General features: G+C 58.7%; 18 protein-coding genes. 3 read left to right on the forward strand and 15 right to left on the reverse strand.

Annotated elements, in window-relative coordinates:
• Positions 1–98: 98 nt before the first annotated feature.
• The 3 genes from rpoD to rpsU all read right to left on the reverse strand — a co-directional run bounded on the left by rpoD (position 99) and on the right by rpsU (position 4676).
• The gene (rpoD, locus tag ACOYXJ_RS12195; RefSeq protein WP_102900130.1) at positions 99–1943 is read right to left on the reverse strand and encodes an RNA polymerase sigma factor RpoD; all 1845 of its coding nucleotides are present in this window, start codon (positions 1941–1943) and stop codon (positions 99–101) included.
• 67 nt (positions 1944–2010) lie between these two features.
• Entirely contained in the window at positions 2011–3975 is a 1965-nt protein-coding gene (gene dnaG, locus ACOYXJ_RS12200; RefSeq protein ID WP_064390792.1) for a DNA primase, read from the reverse strand.
• A gap of 485 nt (positions 3976–4460) precedes the next feature.
• A complete protein-coding gene (gene rpsU / locus ACOYXJ_RS12205) occupies positions 4461–4676 on the reverse strand; it encodes a 30S ribosomal protein S21 (RefSeq protein WP_002551877.1) in 216 nt (71 codons plus the stop codon).
• A 199-nt stretch (positions 4677–4875) separates the two neighbouring features.
• Between rpsU and tsaD the strand changes: the two genes are divergently transcribed.
• Positions 4876–5901 carry a tRNA (adenosine(37)-N6)-threonylcarbamoyltransferase complex transferase subunit TsaD gene (gene tsaD, locus ACOYXJ_RS12210; RefSeq protein ID WP_150793314.1) on the forward strand — a complete coding sequence of 342 codons (1026 nt, stop codon included), beginning with the start codon at positions 4876–4878 and terminating at the stop codon, positions 5899–5901.
• 23 nt (positions 5902–5924) lie between these two features.
• Here tsaD and plsY read toward each other — a convergent pair whose 3' ends face one another.
• The gene (gene plsY / locus ACOYXJ_RS12215) at positions 5925–6494 is read right to left on the reverse strand and encodes a glycerol-3-phosphate 1-O-acyltransferase PlsY (protein ID WP_150793315.1); all 570 of its coding nucleotides are present in this window, start codon (positions 6492–6494) and stop codon (positions 5925–5927) included.
• A 74-nt stretch (positions 6495–6568) separates the two neighbouring features.
• On the opposite strand from plsY, the gene folB reads away from it, so the two are divergent.
• Positions 6569–6925: a dihydroneopterin aldolase gene (folB, locus tag ACOYXJ_RS12220; protein WP_460369673.1), complete on the forward strand. Its 357-nt coding sequence runs from the start codon at positions 6569–6571 to the stop codon at positions 6923–6925.
• Complete coding sequence (gene folK / locus ACOYXJ_RS12225; RefSeq protein WP_460369675.1) at positions 6916–7431, forward strand: 2-amino-4-hydroxy-6-hydroxymethyldihydropteridine diphosphokinase; 516 nt, start codon at positions 6916–6918, stop codon at positions 7429–7431. The genes folB and folK overlap by 10 nt, the downstream gene beginning before the upstream one ends.
• 91 nt (positions 7432–7522) lie before the next feature.
• Here folK and ACOYXJ_RS12230 read toward each other — a convergent pair whose 3' ends face one another.
• The 11 genes from ACOYXJ_RS12230 to ACOYXJ_RS12280 form a co-directional block, all read right to left on the reverse strand.
• Positions 7523–8746, reverse strand: a complete 1224-nt coding sequence (locus tag ACOYXJ_RS12230) for a multifunctional CCA addition/repair protein (protein WP_460369677.1) — start codon at positions 8744–8746, stop codon at positions 7523–7525.
• 63 nt (positions 8747–8809) lie between these two features.
• Positions 8810–10372, reverse strand: a complete 1563-nt coding sequence (locus ACOYXJ_RS12235) for a SpoVR family protein (RefSeq protein ID WP_460369679.1) — start codon at positions 10370–10372, stop codon at positions 8810–8812.
• Positions 10369–11640: a YeaH/YhbH family protein gene (locus ACOYXJ_RS12240; protein WP_007910114.1), complete on the reverse strand. Its 1272-nt coding sequence runs from the start codon at positions 11638–11640 to the stop codon at positions 10369–10371. The genes ACOYXJ_RS12235 and ACOYXJ_RS12240 overlap by 4 nt, the downstream gene beginning before the upstream one ends.
• Before the next feature lie 121 nt (positions 11641–11761).
• Complete coding sequence (locus tag ACOYXJ_RS12245; protein ID WP_007910115.1) at positions 11762–13684, reverse strand: PrkA family serine protein kinase; 1923 nt, start codon at positions 13682–13684, stop codon at positions 11762–11764.
• 297 nt (positions 13685–13981) lie between these two features.
• Positions 13982–14311 (reverse strand): thiosulfate sulfurtransferase GlpE, encoded by a 330-nt coding sequence (gene glpE / locus ACOYXJ_RS12250; protein WP_016983139.1) that lies wholly within the window; start codon positions 14309–14311, stop codon positions 13982–13984.
• A 33-nt stretch (positions 14312–14344) separates the two neighbouring features.
• The gene (locus tag ACOYXJ_RS12255) at positions 14345–15226 is read right to left on the reverse strand and encodes a symmetrical bis(5'-nucleosyl)-tetraphosphatase (protein ID WP_460369682.1); all 882 of its coding nucleotides are present in this window, start codon (positions 15224–15226) and stop codon (positions 14345–14347) included.
• Complete coding sequence (gene apaG / locus ACOYXJ_RS12260; protein WP_134178005.1) at positions 15226–15606, reverse strand: Co2+/Mg2+ efflux protein ApaG; 381 nt, start codon at positions 15604–15606, stop codon at positions 15226–15228. Before apaG ends, ACOYXJ_RS12255 begins: the two co-directional genes overlap by 1 nt.
• A 113-nt stretch (positions 15607–15719) precedes the next feature.
• Entirely contained in the window at positions 15720–16538 is an 819-nt protein-coding gene (gene rsmA / locus ACOYXJ_RS12265; protein ID WP_095122616.1) for a 16S rRNA (adenine(1518)-N(6)/adenine(1519)-N(6))-dimethyltransferase RsmA, read from the reverse strand.
• Entirely contained in the window at positions 16535–17524 is a 990-nt protein-coding gene (gene pdxA / locus ACOYXJ_RS12270) for a 4-hydroxythreonine-4-phosphate dehydrogenase PdxA (RefSeq protein ID WP_150793320.1), read from the reverse strand. Before pdxA ends, rsmA begins: the two co-directional genes overlap by 4 nt.
• Positions 17521–18837: a peptidylprolyl isomerase SurA gene (gene surA, locus ACOYXJ_RS12275; RefSeq protein ID WP_141234595.1), complete on the reverse strand. Its 1317-nt coding sequence runs from the start codon at positions 18835–18837 to the stop codon at positions 17521–17523. The genes pdxA and surA overlap by 4 nt, the downstream gene beginning before the upstream one ends.
• The gene (locus ACOYXJ_RS12280; protein WP_460369685.1) at positions 18818–21631 is read right to left on the reverse strand and encodes an LPS-assembly protein LptD; all 2814 of its coding nucleotides are present in this window, start codon (positions 21629–21631) and stop codon (positions 18818–18820) included. The genes surA and ACOYXJ_RS12280 overlap by 20 nt, the downstream gene beginning before the upstream one ends.
• Positions 21632–21661: the final 30 nt, after the last annotated feature.

Here is a 21661-nt window from a genome sequence, read left to right on the forward strand (position 1 = left end):
TGTTTCGAGTGTAGACGGGGTATGCGGGGGAGGGGCGTTGCGAAGGATTTAATCTGCCATATAAACAAAACCCCCGGCCTGGGCCGGGGGTTCTGGTATCACTCGTCGAGGAAGGAGCGCAGATGCTCGCTTCGCGTCGGGTGGCGCAGCTTGCGCAGCGCCTTGGCTTCGATCTGACGGATCCGCTCACGCGTTACGTCAAACTGTTTGCCCACTTCTTCGAGTGTGTGGTCGGTGTTCATGTCGATACCGAAACGCATGCGCAGTACTTTGGCTTCACGGGCAGTGAGGCCGGACAGCACTTCGCGAGTCGCTTCTTTCAGGCTCTCAACAGTGGCGACATCGATTGGCGACTGCATGGTCGAGTCTTCGATGAAGTCACCCAGATGGGAGTCTTCGTCATCACCGATCGGCGTTTCCATGGAGATCGGCTCTTTAGCGATCTTCAATACCTTGCGGATTTTATCCTCAGGCATTTCCATACGTTCGCCCAGCTCTTCCGGAGTCGGTTCGCGACCCATTTCCTGCAGCATCTGCCGGGAAATACGGTTGAGCTTGTTGATCGTCTCGATCATGTGCACCGGAATACGGATGGTGCGGGCCTGGTCGGCGATCGAGCGAGTGATCGCCTGACGGATCCACCAGGTGGCATAAGTCGAGAACTTGTAACCACGACGGTATTCGAACTTGTCTACCGCTTTCATCAGACCGATGTTGCCTTCCTGGATCAGATCGAGGAATTGCAGGCCACGGTTGGTGTACTTCTTGGCGATCGAGATCACCAGACGCAAGTTGGCTTCAACCATCTCTTTCTTCGCGCGGCGGGCCTTGGCCTCACCGATCGACATGCGACGGTTGATGTCCTTGATTTCTGCGATGGTCAGACCGGTTTCGGTTTCCAGCGCGATCAGTTTCTGCTGGCAACGAATGATGTCCGGCTGCACGCGACCAATGGCCTCGGCGTACTTGCTCTTGCCTTTGGCCAGGGCGTCGGACCAGCTTTCGTCGACTTCGTTGCTCGGGAACTGACGCAGGAAATCGGCGCGTGGCATACGTGCATCACGTACACACAGTTGCATGATCGCGCGCTCTTGCTGACGCAGACGATCCAGGGCACCGCGAACACGCTCGACCAGGCCTTCGAATTGCTTCGGAACCAGTTTGATCGGCATGAACAGCTCGGCCAGTGCCAGCAACTCGGCGATCGCTGCCTTGTTGCTGCGACCGTGCTTTTTCAGGGCCTTGCGGGTGATTTCCATCTGGTCAGCCACGGCGCCGAAGCGCTGGGCAGCGATGACTGGATCCGGGCCACTTTCGGCTTCTTCTTCGTCATCGGAAGATTCGGCTTCATCGTCGTCGGTGTCGTCGTCGGCTTTCGCCACTTTCGCTTCGACAGGCGGTGGCACTTCGGCAGGCGGCGCAATGCCGTCGTCCGGGTCGATGTAACCGCTCAGGACGTCGGACAGGCGACCACCTTCGGTGGTGACGCGGGTGTACTCGGAGAGAATGTGGTCAACCGTGCCAGGGAAGTGCGCGATTGCGCTCATCACTTCACGGATGCCCTCTTCGATACGCTTGGCGATTTCGATTTCGCCTTCACGAGTCAGAAGCTCGACCGTACCCATTTCACGCATGTACATGCGCACTGGGTCAGTGGTGCGACCGATATCGGTCTCCACCGCGGCCAACGCAGCGGCTGCTTCTTCCGCAGCGGCCTCGTCGGTATCGGCGTCGGCCAACATAAGGGCGTCCGCATCCGGAGCACTCTCGTGTACGGGGATCCCCATGTCGTTAATCATGCGGATGATGTCTTCCACCTGCTCTGGATCTGAAATATCCTCGGGCAGGTGGTCGTTGACCTCGGCGTAAGTCAGATACTTCTGCTCACGACCCAGTTTGATCAACTCAATAATACGAGACTGCTGTTGCGCTTTTCCGGACATAACACCCTATCCACTGAAGGTCTTGGCGGGCAAAAAACAAGCCGAGGATTATACCTGAGCTATGACCTCACGCGCCAGTTGAGGTCGGGTTTGATGCGGAAACATTGCGACTTAATAGGTCGCGCAGTTGGTTTTTCTCTTCAATGCTCAGTTCGCTTTGACGCGCTTTCCTGAGCAACTGTTCCAGATTTCGCTCGCGTTGGCGGGCTGACAAGCTAGTAATGGTGTCGAAAAACTGTTGTTCAAGGTTATCTCCGTCAATCAGCCACTCCTTTTCTGCCAGTGCCTTGAGCAGGCGACCCTGTTCAGTGCCGTGCCATCGCGCGATCAACTGAAATGAGTTTAGCTTGGGATTCTTCTGTACGGCTTCGAGCAATGCCACAAGCAACTGGGCGTTGGTCTGATTTTCGTCCGCAATGTGTCCGGCGTCTTCAACGCGCTCGGCCAATTGCGGGTGATGCAGCAAGGTGCGCAGGGCGGTCAGGGTCGGCGATTCGACGCCGATCGGCGTGCGCGGGCGTTGTTGGTCACGATCGCCGCCACGCTTGCCGTTCTTGTCCCAGGGTTTCTTGTCCCACTTTTTGCCGCCCGCACCGGGTTTTTTCGGCGTCCACTCCTGCTGCGGCACATACATGTCCTGTGCCTGCGGCTGATGGTAGTCGCTGTAATCCGGCATTGCGTCGTAATCGATGCCTGGATCGTAGGCGGGCGGCGCTTCCTGCGGCGCATTTTGTGCGAGCTGGCTGACAGTTTCGCTGCTCAGGCCGGTGATTTCGGTCAGGCGCTGGCGCATCAGAATGCGCAGGTTGGCGCCCGGCACTTTGTCGATCAACGGTGCGGCAAGGGTGGCCATATGGGCCTTGCCTTCGAGCGAGCGCGGATCGGCTTCTTCGGTCAGTTGCTGGAAGAAATAATCCGCCAGCGGCTGAGCGTGCTGATTGATGCGCGCCTTGAAGGCATCGGTGCCTTCGGCGCGAACCAGCGTATCCGGATCTTCGCCTTCGGGCAGAAACAAAAAGCGTGCGCGACGCCCGTCCTGCAGGCTCGACAGCGTTGCTTCGAGTGCGCGCCACGCAGCGTTACGGCCAGCCTGGTCGCCGTCGAAACAGAACAACACGTTCGGCACGACGCGAAACAGGCGCTTCAAATGCTCTTCGCTGGTCGCGGTGCCCAGTGTCGCGACGGCATTCTTCAGGCCTTGCTGGGCGAGGGCGATGACGTCCATATACCCTTCGACGACAATGATTTCGTCGAGGTTGCGGTTGTTCTTGCGCGCTTCATAAAGGCCGTAGAGCTCCTGGCCTTTATGGAAGACCGGGGTTTCCGGTGAGTTCAGGTATTTCGGCTTGTCGTCGCCGAGAACGCGGCCGCCGAAAGCGATGATCCGCCCACGCGTGTCGCGGATCGGGAACATTACGCGATCGCGGAAGCGGTCATAGCGTTTGCCGGTTTCGGCGTTCTCGATCAGCAGGCCGGCGTCGATCATGGCTTTTTGCTGAAGCGTGTCGCTGCTCAAGTGTTTGAACAGGTTGTCCCAGCCCGGCGGCGCGAAACCGAGGCCGAAATCGCGGGCGATTTCGCCGGTCAGGCCGCGGCCCTTGAGGTAATCCACGGCAGCCTTGCGGGCGGGATGGCTCTTGAGCGCCTGCTTGTAGAAGTCAGCGGCAGCGGTGAGCAGCGGGTAGAGCGGCGAATCGGTCGGTTGCCGTGGCTTGCGCTCGCGGCCGCTTTCTTCGCGGGGAATTTCCATGCCGGCGGCTTTGGCCAGATCCTCGACGGCCTGGGGGAAGTCCAGGTTGTCGTGATCCATGAGAAAGCCGAGGGCATTGCCGCCGGCGCCGCAGCCGAAGCAATAATAAAACTGCTTGTCGGGGCTGACGCTGAAGGACGGGGTTTTCTCTTTGTGAAACGGGCAACAGGCGGTGTAGTTCTTGCCGGCCTTCTTCAATTGCACGCGCGAACTGACCACGTCGACGATGTCGGTGCGGTTCAGCAGGTCGTCAATGAAGCTCTGGGGAATCAGCCCGGCCATGGCGTACTCGTCGTCTGCGCTGTAATAAGTCCGATGCGAAATGCTGCCGAACGCGGGTCATTGTTTGAAGCGCGCAAAATATGCGGCTCGACCGGTGTCGTCTGCGTAATCGCTGTCGGGAAGTGTATCTGCCGAAAATCCACTGACGTTAGTACTCATCAGCCTTCGACTATTTGAAAGTGTTGCGCTGAATCCGCTGGCGGCCGGTAAAGGGCCTCGGATAGCTCAATAAAGCGGGCACGCATGCAGGTGCCTTGGGCTGATCGTCGTAAGAGGAATCAGTGGGTGTGCTCGTCAGTAGCCTTGAAAGGCTCGTCAGAAAAGACGTGCACCGCTGGCAAAAGAGCCAGGTCTGACGCGTGAAGCAGATTTGTCTCGGTCGCGTGTGCGGCTTCGACGGTGAAGCATCAAGCGTTTTACGCAAATGCCATTAGCCCGGCTGAGAGCCGGGCTTAGGCAAGAAGCTTGCTACGAACGTCTGTGTATTAGTACAGACGAACGGCGCGGCGCTGTTCGCGCTGAACTTTCTTGGCGTGACGCTTAACAGCGGCTGCTGCTTTGCGCTTACGCTCAGAAGTTGGCTTCTCGTAAAATTCGCGGCTACGAACTTCAGCCAGTACACCGGCTTTTTCGCAGGAGCGCTTGAAACGACGCAGAGCTACGTCGAAGGGTTCGTTCTCTTTAACTTTGACGGCTGGCATCCAGAGCTACCTTCATTCATTACCGGGGTCAACATCCTCGCGGCAAAAGAGCACTTGAAGACGTCGGTTTTTAAGGGTTGCGGATGTTAACCCCTCATCGCTCGGAATGCAAAGCCTCTGATCGAAAACCGCTGGTCGGGGCATCGCGCGGCGACTATTATGCGCGCCTTCGAATTCAGCCTAAACAAGGCGCAAACCCATGCTAGTACTGGGATTAGAAACCTCCTGCGACGAAACCGGCGTCGCATTATATGACAGTGAACGCGGCCTGCTGGCCGACGCGCTGTTCAGCCAGATCGACCTGCACCGGGCCTATGGCGGTGTAGTGCCGGAGCTGGCCTCGCGTGATCACGTCAAACGCATGCTGCCCTTGATTCGTCAGGTGTTGGCCGAGGCTGACTGTGTGCCGACCGAGATCGATGCAATCGCCTATACCGCGGGTCCTGGCCTGGTTGGCGCGTTGCTGGTCGGTGCTTCCTGCGCTCAGGCGCTGGCGTTTGCGTGGGGTATTCCGGCGCTCGGTGTGCACCACATGGAGGGGCATTTGCTCGCCCCGATGCTGGAGCCGAAACCACCCGAATTCCCGTTCGTCGCTTTGTTGGTCTCCGGCGGTCATACGCAACTGGTTCAGGTCGATGGTATCGGCCAATACAGCCTGCTCGGCGAGACGCTCGACGATGCCGCCGGCGAAGCGTTCGACAAGACCGCGAAAATGATGGGCCTCAATTACCCGGGTGGCCCGGAAATCGCCAAACTGGCCGAGAAGGGCGTTGCAGGACGTTTCACCTTTCCGCGTCCGATGTGCGATCGCCCGGGTCTGCAATTCAGCTTCAGTGGTCTGAAAACCTCTGCGCTCAACGCTTGGCAGCAGTGCGTCAGCGCCGGGGACGACAACGAGCAAGCCCGTTGCGACATCGCGCTGGCGTTCCAGCAGGCCGTGGTGGAGACTTTGACCATCAAGTGCAAGCGTGCCCTGAAACAGGCCGGCATGAAGCGTCTGGTGATCGCTGGCGGCGTCAGTGCCAACAAGGCCTTGCGCGTTTCGCTGGAAAAGATGCTCGGCGATTTGAAGGGTGATGTGTTCTACGCCCGTCCCGAGTTCTGCACCGACAACGGCGCGATGATCGCGTTTGCCGGTTGCCAGCGCTTGCAGGCCGGTCAGCAGGAAAGTCTGGCAATCAGCGTGCAGGCGCGCTGGCCAATGGAGCAATTGTCGCCGTTGTGATGAGCGGCGCTCATGGGCGCTATTTAAAAATGCCGTTCGCGCCCGGCAAACAGGTCGCGTAGATTGCCGCGGTGGCGCCAGACGATCAGCAAGGTCAGTGCGCTCATTGGCAACAGCGCCTCCGGTTCCTGCCAGGCCAGCAACGGCAGGGTCAGCGGCGTGGCAATCAACGCGGCCAGCGAGCTGGTACGGGTCAGGTAGAACGTCAGCAGCCAGGCGCACACGGCCAACAGCGCAGCGGGCGGATACAGGCCCAGCAGCATCCCGGCAGCGGTGGCGACACCTTTGCCGCCACGGAAGCGGAAATACAGCGGGAACAGGTGACCGATCACGGCGCACACGCCGATCCACGCCTGATCCTGTAGCGAAAGGCCGACAGCCGAGGCGATCAGCACCGGCACCAGGCCTTTGCACAGATCACCCAACAGGGTCAGGATCGCCAGTTTGCGACCGACCAGGCGGAGCATGTTGGTGGCGCCGGCATTACCCGAGCCACTCATTCGCGGATCCGGATTTCCGGTCAGGCGGCTGAGCAAAATGGCGAAGGACAGCGAGCCGAGCAGGTAGGCGAAAGTCGCCAGTAACCAAAACATGCTAACTATTCCGGGCGAGGACGCCCTGATTCTAACGGCGCATTGCGCCCTTGTCGTGCAGCGGAGAGAAGTGCTTGGACAGAGTGTTTATCGAGGGCCTGGAAGTCGACACCGTGATCGGTGCCTACGACTGGGAGCGCGGCATCCGACAGTGCTTGCGACTTGATCTGAGCTTCGCTTGGGATAATCGCCCGGCCGCCGCCGGTGACGACCTGACCCTGGCGCTCGACTACGCCAGTGTTTCCACGCGGATTCAGGCTTTTGCCGAGCAGGCGCAGTTTCAGTTGGTCGAGACCTTTGCCGAACGTTTGGTCGAAGTGCTGATGAGCGATTTCAGCATCACGTGGGTGCGTCTGAAGCTGACCAAGCCTGGCGCCGTTCCGGCTGCGAAGGGTGGTGTGGGTGTGGAGATCGAGCGCGGATGTCGCTGACTCAGGTCTACCTCGGGCTCGGTAGCAATATCGAGCGCGAAACCCATTTGCGCGCCGGCCTTGATGCTTTGGCGAAGTTTCTGGTGGATATCCGCTGTTCGGCGGTGTTCGAGAGCGCGCCAGTGGGGATCAAGAGCGGGCCGTTCTTCAACTTTGTGGTGTCGGCGTACACCGACCTGCCGTTGATGGAGCTGGATCGACGCTTGAAATTCATCGAGGCGGATAACGGCCGTTACGCGCCGGATCGCAAGGGTTTGCCGCTGGATATCGACGTGCTGTTGTATGGCGATCAGGTGGGGAATTTCGACGGTCTGGTTTTGCCTCGGGCGGAAATTCTGAAAAATGCTTTTGTGCTGTGGCCGTTGTCGCTGATTGCGCCGGATCGCGTGCATCCGGGTGTGGGAAAAACCTTCGCGACGTTGTGGGCTGAGGCGCAGATTGATCAGGTGCTGGCACCGGTTGCGTTCGAATGGCGTGGCGCGCAGTTGACCCCGCAGAATCTTTAAAAGCAAAAGATCGCAGCCTGCGGCAGCTCCTACAGAGAAACGCGTGTTCCCGTGTAGGAGCTGCCGCAGGCTGCGCTCTTTTGATCTTGCGTTAGCTGTTTTCCTTGTAAGCCTTCAACGCTTTCAGGCGCTCACGCTTCAGCGCTTCGCCCAGTTCCGGGCCTTTGAATCCCTTCTCCAGCAACGGCTGCACCGCGACCTCCCGGGCTGCCTTCGCCGCACCGCGCAAATAATCCGCTTGTGGATAACTTCTCTGCTCCAGCCCTTTACGGCCTCGGGCGTCCATTTCGCATGCGGCGATAAACTCTTCAAACCGCTGCGGTCGGCGATACACATCAAAGCTCTGCAACAACTCCAGCAGCGTCGAGGCCTTCAACTCCAGCGCCCGGTGGCTGTGGGTGTGGTACTTGCCGACAAGCAAGGCCAACTCCTGACAATCCTTCGGTGCCTTGAAGCGTTCGTTGACCGCTTTGATCAGCTTCAACCCGGTGTGTTCATGGGCGATATGTCGTGGCCACTGTTCTTCCGGGGTCAGGCCTTTTCCGAGGTCATGCAGCAGACAAGCCCAGCGTACCGTCAGCGGTTGTTTGTGCAGCGCTGATTGCTCCAGAACGCTGAGCGTGTGCAGGCCAGTGTCGATTTCCGGGTGATGCGCTTCCGGTTGTGGCACGCCAAAAAGCGCGTCGACTTCCGGCATCAACACTTTCAGTGCGCCACAGTCGCGAAGCACCTGAATGAATACCTGCGGCTGGTCTTCCATCAATGCGCGGGAGATTTCCTTCCAGCTGCGTTCGGCGGTCAGCGCTTCCAGTTCGCCGGATTCGCTGAGCTGTCGCATCAATTCCAGCGTCTCTGGCGCAACGGTAAAACCCAATCCGGCATAACGCGCGGCAAAGCGTGCAACGCGTAAAACTCGCAGTGGATCTTCGGCGAACGCCGGAGAAACGTGGCGCAGGATTCGAGCTTCCAGGTCGCGCTGACCCTGGTACGGATCGGTCAGATTCTGCTGGTCGTCCTCAGCCATGGCGTTGATGGTCAGATCGCGGCGGATCAGGTCTTCTTCAAGCGTGACTTCGGGGCTGGCGTGAAAGGTGAAGCCGCCATAACCGCGCCCGCTTTTGCGTTCGGTACGGGCGAGGGCGTATTCCTCGCCGCTTTTGGGGTGAAGAAACACCGGGAAATCCGCACCGACCGGACGATAACCCAGGGCGAGCATTTCTTCTGTGGTGGCACCGACCACCACCCAATCGATGTCAGTAACCGGTTTGCCCAGCAAGCGATCACGTACTGCGCCGCCAACCTTGAAAATCTGCATAAAAAACCTCCGTTAGCCCGACAGGATAACCCTTGCGCCGGACTTTCGGAGGCCAGAACCGTTTCAAAGATGAATGACTGCGAGGTCGAGCCGACCGTAATCCCCTTCGCTGAGTTCACTGCGTGGCGGAACGTGATGGGTTTTCATGATCTGGTCGCCTTGCAGGGTTTCCAGGTGAATGTCGAAGCCCCACAGGCGATGCAAGTGTTTGAGCACTTCTTCGGTGGAATCGCCCAATGGTTTGCGGTCGTGCTGTTGGTGACGCAAGGTCAGTGAGCGGTCGCCGCGCCGATCAATGCTGTAGATCTGCACGTTCGGTTCACGATTGCCGAGGTTGTACTGCGCAGCAAGGGTTTCGCGAATGATCCGGTAGCCGGGTTCGTCATGAATCGCAGGCACTAACAAGTCATCCTTCTGATCGTCATCCATGATGCTGAACAGTTTCAGATCGCGGATCACTTTCGGTGACAGGTACTGCAGGATAAAGCTCTCATCCTTGAAGCTGCTCATGGCGAACTTGATGGTCGACAGCCAGTCGGTCCCGGCGATTTCCGGGAACCAGTGACGATCTTCTTCGGTAGGTTCTTCACACATGCGCCGAATGTCGCGGTACATGGCGAAGCCCAGTGCATAGGGGTTGATGCCGCTGTAATAAGGGCTATCGAAACCTGGCTGGAACACCACGCTGGTGTGCGAGGTGAGGAACTCCATCATGAAGCCGTCGGTGACCAGACCTTCGTCGTACAGGTCGTTCATCAGCGTGTAGTGCCAGAACGTCGCCCAGCCTTCGTTCATCACCTGGGTCTGGCGTTGTGGATAGAAATACTGGGCGATCTTGCGCACGATCCGCACGATCTCGCGCTGCCATGGCTCGAGCAGCGGCGCGTGTTTCTCGATGAAGTACAGGATGTTTTCCTGCGGCTCGGCCGGGAAGCGCGCGTTGTCCCTGTCGCTGTACTTGTCCGCGCCTTTGGGAATGGTGCGCCACAGATCGTTGATCTGCTTCTGTAGGTGCTCTTCGCGATCCTTCTGCCGCCGGCGCTCCTCTTCGGCGGAAATCGGATACGGACGCTTGTAGCGATCGACGCCGTAGTTCATCAGCGCATGGCAGGAGTCGAGCAAGTCTTCCACCGCATCGATGCCGTGGCGCTCCTCGCACTGCATGATGTACTGCTTGGCGAACACCAGGTAATCGATGATCGAGCTGGCATCGGTCCAGGTGCGGAACAGGTAATTGCCTTTGAAAAAGCTGTTGTGGCCGTAGCATGCATGCGCCACCACCAGCGCCTGCATGCAGATGGTGTTTTCTTCCATCAGATAGGCAATGCACGGGTCGGAGTTGATCACGATTTCGTAGGCCAGGCCCATCTGCCCACGGCTGTACGACTTTTCCGTGCTGAGGAAGTGTTTGCCGTAGGACCAGTGGTGGTAGCCCAGTGGCATGCCCACAGAGGCATACGCATCCATCATCTGCTCGGCGGTGATCACTTCAATCTGGTTGGGGTAGGTATCCAGCGCATAGCGGGCCGCGATCCGGGCGATTTCGCGGTCATAGGTCTGGATCAGCTCGAACGTCCATTCGGAGCCGGTGGAAATGGGTTGGCGCTTCTGCTCTTTGGCGGTCATGTCACTAACCTGCGCTGGAAGAGTTCACGGAAGACCGGATAAATATCCCCGGCCGAGACCAGTTGCTGCTGGGCAAACGTGTCAGAAAAGGCTTCGGCGATGCGTTCGTACTCGTACCACAAGGCCTGATGTTCGCGCGGGGTGATCTCCACATAAGTGTAGTACTGCACAAATGGCATGATCTGGTTGATCAGGATGTCGCGGCAGATTGGCGAGTCGTCGTTCCAGTTGTCGCCGTCGGAAGCCTGCGCCGCGTAGATGTTCCACTCGTTGCTCGGGTAACGCTCGGCCATGATCTCCTGCATCAGTTTCAGGGCGCTGGAAACGATGGTGCCGCCGGTTTCCCGCGAGTAGAAAAACTCCTCTTCATCGACTTCCCGGGCACTGGTGTGGTGACGGATGAACACGACGTCGATCTTGTCGTAATTCCTTTTCAGGAACAGGTACAACAGGATGAAAAAGCGTTTGGCGATGTCCTTGGTCGCCTGGGTCATGGAGCCGGAAACGTCCATCAGGCAGAACATGACGGCTTTCGAACTGGGGTTTGGCTGTTTGATCAGCAGGTTGTATTTCAAGTCGAAGGTGTCGAGGAACGGCACGCGATGGATACGCGCGCTGAGTTTTTCGATTTCCGCCTCGAGTTCCTGAATATCGCCGAAGTTGTCCGGCTCTTCGCGTCTCAGACGCTCAAGTTCTTCTTTGACTTCGCGCAGTTTGGCGCGGCTGCTGCCGGACAGCGCAATGCGCCGTGCGTGGGCCGAACGCAGGGTGCGGATGATGTTGATCCGTGATGGGTTGCCTTCATTGCTGATGCCGGCGCGCACGGTTTTGAAGGTATCGGTGCCGCTGAGGTTGCGCTTGACCAGGTTCGGCAACTCAAGGTCTTCGAACATGAATTCGAGAAATTCTTCCTGGGTGATCTGGAAGACAAACTCGTCCATGCCTTCGCCGGAATTGCCGGCCTTTCCCGGGCCGCGTCCGCCGCCACCTCCCGGCGGGCGGGCGATGTGTTCGCCAGCGGTGAATTCCTTGTTCCCCGGATGAACCACGGTCTGCTTGCCGCCGCGACCATGGTGAAGCACCGGTTCGTCGATGTCGCGACCGGGAATGCTGATCTGTTCGCCGTGTTCCATATCGGTAATGGAACGCCGGCTGACCGCCTCTTCGACAGCCTTTTTGATGTGGTCACGGTAGCGCCGCAGGAAACGCTGGCGGTTTACCGTGCTCTTGTTCTTGCCATTGAGACGTCGGTCGATCACATAACTCATAGGAAGCCCTCCGGGCAGCTTCAAGTTGTGAGCCTCAAGCTGCAAGTAAAAGCAGGTTCCCGGGCATCAGTGGGTTACGCGCTTTGTTCTTGCAGCTCGTAGCTGGAAGCTTGCTGCTGCTTCACTGCGACTTCCGGACCCGTAGGTACCATTCGGACAGCAGTCGTACCTGTTTGTCGGTATAGCCACGTTCGACCATGCGAGTGACGAAGTCGTTGTGCTTCTGTTGGTCCTCCTTGCTAGCCTTGGCGTTGAAGCTGATGACCGGCAGCAGATCCTCGGTGTTGGAGAACATTTTCTTCTCGATGACCACCCGCAGTTTTTCGTAGCTGAGCCAGGTCGGGTTCTTGCCGTTGTTGTTGGCCCGCGCGCGCAGGACGAAGTTGACGATTTCGTTGCGGAAATCCTTCGGATTGCTGATACCGGCCGGTTTTTCGATTTTCTCCAGTTCTTCGTTCAGCGCGACGCGGTTGAGGATCTCGCCGGTTTCCGGGTCGCGGTATTCCTGATCCTGAATCCAGAAGTCGGCGTACAGCACGTAGCGGTCGAAGATGTTCTGGCCGTACTCGCTGTAAGACTCGAGGTACGCGGTCTGGATCTCCTTGCCGATGAATTCGATATAACGCGGCGCCAGGTATTCCTTCAGGTAGCGCAGGTAGCGCTCGCGGGTTTCCGCCTGGAACTGTTCCTGTTCGATTTGCTGTTCCAGCACATAGAGCAGGTGCACCGGGTTGGCGGCGATTTCGTGCGGGTCGAAGTTGAACACCTTGGAGAGGATCTTGAAGGCGAAGCGGGTCGACAGACCGTTCATGCCTTCATCGACACCTGCCGAGTCGCGGTATTCCTGAATCGACTTGGCCTTCGGATCGGTGTCCTTGAGGTTTTCGCCGTCGTAGACGCGCATCTTCGAGTAGATGTTGGAGTTTTCCGGCTCCTTGAGGCGTGACAGGACAGTGAACTGCGCCAGCATTTTCAAAGTGTCCGGCGCGCAATGCGCTTTGGCCAGGGAGCTGTTGAACAGCAGTTTGTCGTAGATCTTCACTTCGTCACTGACGCGCAGGCAGTACGGCACTTTGACGATGTAGATCCGGTCGATGAACGCTTCGTTGTTCTTGTTGTTGCGGAAGGTGTGCCATTCCGATTCGTTGGAGTGGGCGAGCAGGATCCCGGTGAACGGAATCGCGCCGAGGCCTTCGGTACTGTTGTAGTTGCCTTCCTGGGTTGCGGTGAGCAATGGGTGCAGCACCTTGATCGGTGCCTTGAACATTTCGACGAATTCCATCAGGCCCTGGTTGGCCCGGCACAGCGCACCGGAGTAGCTGTAGGCGTCGGCGTCGTTCTGTGGGTATTCCTCGAGTTTGCGGATGTCGACCTTACCGACCAGCGCCGAGATGTCCTGGTTGTTCTCGTCACCCGGTTCGGTCTTGGCCACGGCGATCTGGTTGAGGATCGACGGATACAGTTTGACCACGCGGAACTGGCTGATGTCGCCGCCGAATTCGGCCAGGCGTTTGGTCGCCCATGGCGACATGATGGTGTTCAGGTAGCGCCGTGGTATACCGAAGTCTTCTTCGAGGATCGCGCCATCTTCGGTGGCGTTGAACAGACCCAGCGGTGATTCGAATACCGGCGAGCCCTTGATCGCATAGAAGGGCACTTTTTCAATCAGTTGTTTCAGCTTCTCGGCCAAGGACGATTTACCGCCGCCGACGGGGCCGAGCAGATAGAGGATTTGTTTCTTCTCTTCCAGGCCTTGGGCGGCATGGCGGAAATACGAGACGATCTGGTCGATGCATTCTTCCATCCCGTGGAAGTCTTCAAAGGCCGGATAGCGACGGATCACCTTGTTGGAGAAGATGCGTGACAGCCTCGAATTGGTAGAGGTGTCGAGCAGTTCCGGCTCGCCGATGGCCAGCAATAGACGCTCGGCGGCGGAAACGTAGGCGCTACGGTCTTTCTTGCACAGCTCCAGGTACTCTTGCAGCGAGAGTTCTTCCTGGCGTGTGGACTCGAAGCGTTGTTGGAAGTGGCTAAAGATACTCATGACGTCACCTCGCTCGATACGTGGAGCCGACGCCGGATCACTCAGTCGATGCTGGCAAACAACCGTTTTGGCAGCTGTTTGTTTACCCCCCAGAACACTTTCACGATCGACAATCGTGAAAGTCACTCCCGATGACCCGTGCGCCGGTGTACCGGCTCTCCCCTGATTTGGATGGCCTGGGCTTAAGGATAGTTGGGAATTCGGGAGGTAAAGGCGAGATACGTAATTAGTTGTGGCAAGACCGTTCGTCTGCCCGCGCAGGCCCACGGCAGCCGGGGCCTGCGCGTGACAAAAAAATTATTCGGCGGTGCCTTGCGCAGTTTCCGCAGGATAAGTCGTACGCCACAGCTCGAAGCCGCCGTCCATGCTGTAAACGTCGGAGAAGCCTTGGCTGATCAGGTAGGCCGCAGCACCCTGGCTGGAGTTGCCGTGGTAGCAGACGACCACGGTCGGTGCATCAAGGTCAGCGCCTTGAATGAAAGCGTGCAGGGAATGATTGTCCAGATGCTTCGAGCCGCTGATGTGCAGGGCAGCGAAAGTCGCCGGGTCGCGTACGTCGACGACGACGGCACCTTGTTCACGCAGGGCCTGGGCCTGTTCCGGGGGGATTCGTTTGAATTCGCTCATGGCGGGTTCCTGTTGCTCGGCTGAAAGCGCAGTCTAACGCGGTGCGCTGACTGGCGAAGTTTGGGGGATAAGTGGTGCGACAGTTGGCGCGAGGCCGCCGTGTTCATCGCATTTGCACGACAGCCGTTCGCCGCTGTCGACATTCATCAGGGTCAGGCTGCCGCCCCAGACACAACCGGTGTCCAGCGCCGAGATGCCTGGCTCATGGATATTGCCTTCGAGTGCCGCCCAGTGGCCGAAGATGATTCGCAAACCTTTCGTCTTGCGCTCTTTATGCTGGAACCACGGTTTGTAACCGGCGGGCGCGGTGTCGAGGCCTTCCTTGCTCTTCAGGTCGAGCTTGCCCTCGGCAGTGCAGAAGCGCATCCGCGTGAAATAGTTGGTGATGACGCGCAGGCGGGTCACGCCTTTAAGGTCGTTGTCCCATTTCGCCGGATCGTTGCCGTACATGCCGTCGAGGTAGGCAGGGAACAGATTGTCGTCACGCAGGGCCGATTCGACTTCGGCGGCGCACTTCAGTGCGCGACGCAGTGACCATTGTGGTGGTATGCCGGCGTGGACCATGGCGACATCACGCGTCTCGTCGTAGTGCATGAGCTTTTGCTGGCGTACCCATTCCAGCAGCTCGGCGCTGTCCGGCGCTTCGAGAATCTCACGCAGGGTGTCGGACTTCTTCAGGCGCTTGATGTTTTTAGCCGCAGCCAGCAGGTGCAGATCGTGGTTGCCCAGCACGCAGACCAGCGATTCACGCATGCCATACAAAAAGCGCAGGGTGTCCAGTGACTGCGGGCCACGGTTGACCAGGTCACCGACCAGCCACAGTCGATCAAGCTTTGGGTCGAATGCCACCTGCTTGAGCAGGCATTTCAGCGGTTCGAGGCAGCCCTGCAGGTCGCCGACGGCATACGTCGCCATCAGTGCAAAGATCCGGGAACGGCGAGGCGGAACGGCTTGATGATGGCGTCGAAATGTTTGCCATCGTCGGCGACCATTTCATAGGTGCCCTGCATGGTGCCGACCTTGGTGGTCATCACTGTACCGCTGCTGTAGGTATGACTCTGGCCAGCATCGATCAACGGTTGCTGACCCACCACGCCGGCGCCACGCACCTCTTCGACATGGCCGTCGCCATCGGTGATCACCCAGTGTCGCGACATCAGGCGTGCGGGCTGCTCGCCATTGTTCTGAACGGTAATGGTGTAGGCGAAGGCGAAGCGGTCGTGCTCGGGTTGCGATTGGTCTGCCAGATAGCGGGTAACGACGCTGACATCGACCTGGTAACGGGAATCGGACATGCAAGAGGCCTTAAACGAAGCGGAACGCGGGGCGTAGCTGATGGGGAATCAGTCTAGGCAAGTATCGGGCAGTAAACCAGAGTGGCGTCCTGCCCGATAGCGTTCATCGTTTATCAGTCGGCGGCGGGGGAGGCCGGGACTTGTACCGCAAGCTGGTCGGCCAGACGCACGAACGCGGCCAGATCCAGTTGCTCCGGACGCAGACTGCCATCGACGCCGGCGGCTTCGATTTCAGCGTTGCTGAGCAATTGTTTGAGGGTGTTACGCAAGGTTTTGCGACGCTGGTTGAACGCTTCGCGGACGACTCGCTCCAGTAGCTTGTGATCCTTGGCCGGGTGCGGCAGTACCGCGTGCGGCACCAGGCGGACGATCGCCGAGTCGACCTTCGGCGGCGGGTTGAACGCGCCCGGGCCAACGTTGAACAGGTGCTCTACGCGGCAGTGGTACTGAACCATGATCGACAGGCGACCCCAGTCACCACCGCCAGGGCCTGCGGCCAGACGCTCGACGACTTCTTTTTGCAGCATGAAGTGCATGTCGCGAATGATGCCGGCGTTGTTCAGCAGGTGAAAAATCAGCGGCGTCGAGATGTTGTACGGCAGGTTGCCAACCACACGCAGGCTGTTTGGCGCGGCGTTGAGCGTGTTGAAGTCGAACTTCAGCGCATCACCCTGATGCAGGTTGAAGTTGCTCTTGCCGGCAAACTGCTGGTTGAGGATCGGGATCAGATCCTTGTCCAGTTCCACTACATCGAGTTGCGCGCCGGAGTTCAGCAGGCCAGCGGTCAATGCGCCCTGGCCCGGGCCGATTTCCAGCAGGCGGTCTTCAGACTTGGCGCTGATGGAGCGCAGGATACGGTCGATAACGCCGGCATCGTGCAGGAAGTTCTGGCCAAAGCGTTTGCGCGCCTTGTGTTGGTATTGCTCGGTCATAAACGGGTCTCGGCCATCTGGTAAGCGGTTTCCAGGGCGACCTGCAGGCTGCCGGTGTCGATCTTGCCGCTGCCGGCCAGATCCAGGGCGGTGCCGTGGTCGACCGACGTGCGGATGATCGGCAGACCAAGGGTCACGTTGACGGCAGCGCCGAAGCCTTTGTACTTGAGCACAGGCAAACCCTGGTCGTGGTACATCGCCAGCACTGCGTCGCAGTGCTCCAGATATTTGGGGGTAAACAGAGTGTCGGCAGGCAGCGGGCCACGAAGGTCCATGCCCTCGCCGCGCAGGCGCTCTAATGTCGGTTCAATGATGTCGATTTCTTCATGGCCCAGGTGGCCGCCTTCACCGGCGTGCGGGTTGAGTCCGCAGACGAGGATGCGTGGCTGGGCGATGCCGAATTTGTTTTGCAGGTCGCTGTGCAGAATCCGTGTGACCCGCTCCAGCCGTTCTGGCGTGATCGCATCGGCAATCTCGCGCAGGGGCAGGTGAGTGGTGACCAGTGCCACGCGCAAGCCACGGGTGGCGAGCATCATCACCACTTGGGCGGTGTGAGTCAGGTCGGCGAGGAATTCGGTGTGTCCGGAGAACGCGATGCCCGACTCGTTGATCACGCCCTTGTGTACAGGGGCGGTAATCATCCCGGCGAAGTCGCCGTTGAGGCAGCCGTTGCCGGCGCGGGTCAGGGTTTCGAGGACGAACGCAGCGTTGGCCTTGTCCAGTTGCCCGGCAACCACGGGGGCGCTCAGCGGCGTATCCCAGACATACAGGCTGCCTGCGGGTGCCGGGGCGTCCGGCCAGTGATTCGGGCCGATATCCAGCAAGTTGACGGCCAGCCCCAGCTGCGCGGCCCGCTCGGTGAGCAGGTCGCGGCTGGTGATGGCAATCAGGGGATGTGGCTGGGCTTGCGAGGCGAGCAGCAGGCACAGGTCGGGACCGATGCCGGCTGGTTCGCCGGGTGTCAGCGCGAAACGCTGGGGTTTCACTGCGCTGCCTGGTCTGCACCAGGGAGTTTGATCTCTACGTACGCTTCGTCACGGATCTGACGCAGCCAGGTTTGCAGCTCTTCGTCGTATTTGCGGTTACGCAGTACGGTCATGGCTTGCTGCTCGCGGGCTTGTTCGGTGCTGTCGGTAGCGCGGCGGCCAAGGACTTCCAGAACGTGCCAGCCGTATTGGGTCTGGAACGGCTTGGACAGCTGACCTTGTGGGGTCTTGGCCATCACTTCGCGGAATTCCGGCACCAGTGCATTCGGGTCGATCCAGTTCAGGTCGCCGCCGTTGAGCGCCGAGCCCGGGTCTTCTGAGTAGTTTTTCGCCAGAGTGGCGAAGTCTTCACCGGCCACGATGCGTTCATACAAAGATTGAACCAGCGCTTTGGTTTTCGCTTCATCACGAATCGGGCTTGGCTTCACCAGAATGTGACGAACATGCACTTCGTCACGCATCTGCGCTTCGCCACCACGCTTGGCCAGCAGCTTGAGGATGATGAAACCACCCGGTGTGCGTGCAGGTTGAGTGATGTCGCCGACGGCCATGCTGCTCAGCTCGCGGTCGAACGGCGGTGGCAGTTGCGCGGCTTTACGCCAGCCCATGTCGCCGCCTTCCAGAGCGTTGTCGCTGCCGGATTTGGCAACGGCCATCTGGCCGAAGTCAGCGCCTTGCTTGAGCTGCTGGTAAACCTCCATGGCCTGACGGGCAGCACTCTGAATCGCGTCAGAGTTGGCGCTTTCCGGCGTCGGGATCAGGATGTTGGCCAGATGCAGTTCTTCGGACAGTTGCATTTTGCCCAGGTCGGAGGCGAGAAAGTTTTTCACTTCCTGTTCGGAGACCTGAATGCGTTCTGCCACGCGACGCTGACGCACACGGCTGATGACCATTTCGCGTTTGATCTGGTCACGGGCGTCGTCGTAGGACAGGCCGTCGCGAGCCAGAGCAGCACGGAACTGCTCAACCGTCATGTTGTTGCGCTGAGCAATGGTACCGACTGCCTGGTTCAATTCTTCATCGGTGATGCGGATGCCGGAACGCTCGCCAATCTGCAGTTGCAGGTTTTCGACGATCAGGCGCTCGAGCACCTGTTGATCCAGCACGCCAGGAGGCGGCAAACCGCCGCCACGCTTGGCGATGGTCTGCTGCACTTCGTGGACGCGCTGGTCCAGTTGGCTTTGCATGACCACGTCGTTGTCGACGATTGCTACCACTTTGTCGATGGATTGAACTGCGGCGTTAGCCGCAGTACCCAGGAACAGCGCGCCCAGCATCAGCGGGCGCAGACAATCAGAAAGCTTGGTCTTCACGTTCACGATAACCTTGAATGCCTTTGTCGAGGAAGCTCTCTACCTTGGCGCCGGTGAGGCCGCCGAGTCCCTTCAGAACAATTTGGAGGAAGATGCCATGGTCGCCTTTTTCGTTTTCCGGGGCGTTCTGACTGAACTCGTCATAGGAAACCCAGTAACGGTTGATCAGGCGCAGTTTCCAGCAGCAGTTGTCGTACTCGAAACCACCAAACGCTTCCAGGGTACGGTTACGGTTGTAGTCGTACTGCCAGCGGCTGATCGCGTTCCACTGCGGAACGATCGGCCAGATGACCGAGAAGTCATGCTGCTGGATCTTGTAGTAGTCCTTCACGTAGCCAGGTGTGCCCGGAGTGCCGTAGTCACCACCACCCACCGACCACTTACCGGTGTTCTGGTCGTAGCGGACCTGGTCATTGCGATAGCGATAACCGGCGTTGATGACCTTGTTCGGGTTGTCTTCAGGCTGGTAGTGGAACATCGCACTGCCGGAGCGCGGGCTGCGGCTGTCTGGATCCCAGTTGTAGTCGGCCGTGGTACGCCAATCGCGGTTCCAGCGGTATTCGTATTCCAGTGCATAGGGCGAGACTTTGGATTTCGCGTCATCACGATCCTTGAACGCAATGCCAGGCAGTTGAACTTCACGGTCCTTGAAGTACAGAGCCTGACCAACACTGATGCGTTGACGTTCGAAGCCATCGTCTTCGATCCAGCGGCTGGTAACGCCCAGCGACAGCTTGTTCTCGTCGCCGACACGGTCGGCGCCGGAGAAGCGGTTGTCGCGGAACAGCGAGGCGTAATTGAAGGTGTATTCGCTGGTGTCAAAGACTGGAATGTCTTCTTGATCCACCTCGGGAACATAAAGGTAGAACAGGCGTGGTTCCAGGGTTTGACGATAGTTTTTGCCGAAGAACTGTGTATTGCGGTCGAAGTACAAACCGCTGTCGATGCTGGCAATCGGTACACCACGATTCTGATTGCTGTCGAACTTGCCGCCGACGTAATCAGTGCCGGCTGCAGCTGCTGCGTTTTGCTGCGCGACAATCTGCGATTTACCAGTACCGTCCAGATCCAGCTGATACTGAGTGTACTGATACTTCAGCGATGGCTTCAGGAAGCCATAAGTCCAGTTCATCGGCAGGCTGACACCCGGCTTAAGGTTCAACCGATCGCCGTTCGCGCGGTCGAGCCCTTGGACATTGTTGTCGAGACGACGATCAACAGTGCCGTCTTCGTTAACAAAGTTGCCGGTTTTCAAATCACGATCAAACCGGACAAGCTCGGTCTCGTAATCGAAGTTCAAACCTTCCGGGTGGTACGGCAGCTGACCATTGAAGGTGATCTGCGGCAGGCGCCCATACGGGGTGATGTTGGAAACAGTCGCCAACTGGTACTGCTGAGCATTCAGGCGTGCGGTATAGCTATCACCACGATAGGTGATCGCGCCCTGCTGGTTCACGTAGTCGCTGCTTTTCACACCAATCTGATCGGTTTGCAGATCCTGGAAGTAATAAGGATCGCTGATCTTGGTGTAATCAACCTCGGTGAGCACGCGGGAGTCGAGACCGCCCTTGTGCTGCCAGTTATACATGTAGCGGGTTTTATCGTAGTCGGTCTGGCCTTTGCGATCATCGTCCTCGTCATTGAGGTAAGCCGCACCGAACTGACCTTCACTCGACTTGGTCAGGTAACGGAATTCGCCTTCCACCAACATGCCACGCTTGCTCATGTAACGCGGGTACAACGTGGCGTCGTAGTTCGGCGCCAGGTTGAAGTAGTACGGTGTGACCAGCATGAAGCCGGTGTCGCTGCCGCTGCCAATGGTCGGCGGCAGGAAGCCCGACTGGCGACGGTCGTCGATCGGGAAGTAGATGTACGGCGTGTACAGAATCGGAATGTCTTTTACGCGCAACGTCACGTTGGTCGCGGTACCGAAACCGGTGGCCGGGTTCAAGGTGATGTTGTTGCCCTTGAGCTGCCAGGCGTTGCTGTTCGGTTCGCACGTGGTGTACGTGCCGTCCTTCAGGCGGATGATCGCGTTTTCCGCACGCTTGGCGTACAGCGCGTTGCCGCGGATACGCGATTTGTGCATCACGTATTCGGCGTTGTCGACTTTGGCTTCACCAGTGTCGAGCTGCACATCGGCGTGGTCGCCGACGATCAGCGCACCGTTGTCGCGGATGCGCACATCGCCATTGAGTTCGGCGCGGCTCTCGGCCTGATACAGGCTGGCCTCGTCGGATTCGACCTGCATGCTGCCCTGACGCAGGACGACATCGCCGGCCAGCGTACCGACTTGATCATCGGTGTTATAGCGCGAGGCTTTTGCGCCGATAAAGGTCGGAGCATCGCTTTTGTTCGTCTTGTCATTCATGCCAGGACGAATCGGTTCGATATAGGCACCAGAGCAGTAAGGCCCGGTCTCGGCCAATTGGGCGGCGGTGAGCTTCTCGCGCGGAACCCAGTCGAGGTGACTGAAGTCTTCGCTACGGGATTTCAGACCGCGGCCCTTGGCTTCGGTGACCAGCGCCGTTTTAGGGGCTGTGTCGGCAACCGAACCGGTCTCGGTCGCGGCTTCGCCGGTAGCGCTGACGGCACTGCCGTCATGCACCGGGCGCGGCGGCAACGCAGCAGCGGTTGATTTGGGCGCACAGGCCCAACCACCCGAAGCCGAGACGGAGCAGTCATACTGCTCGGCGGCAACAACGAATTGACTGGCCAGAGGTTGCATAGCCAGCAGACTGCCGGTTACCAACAACGGAAATTTTTTACGAAACGCGGGGGATTTCAATGCCATCTTATTAGTCCGGGCTTCCTGCGTGCCATC

Source organism: Pseudomonas sp. Tul2A7 (assembly GCF_054790505.1).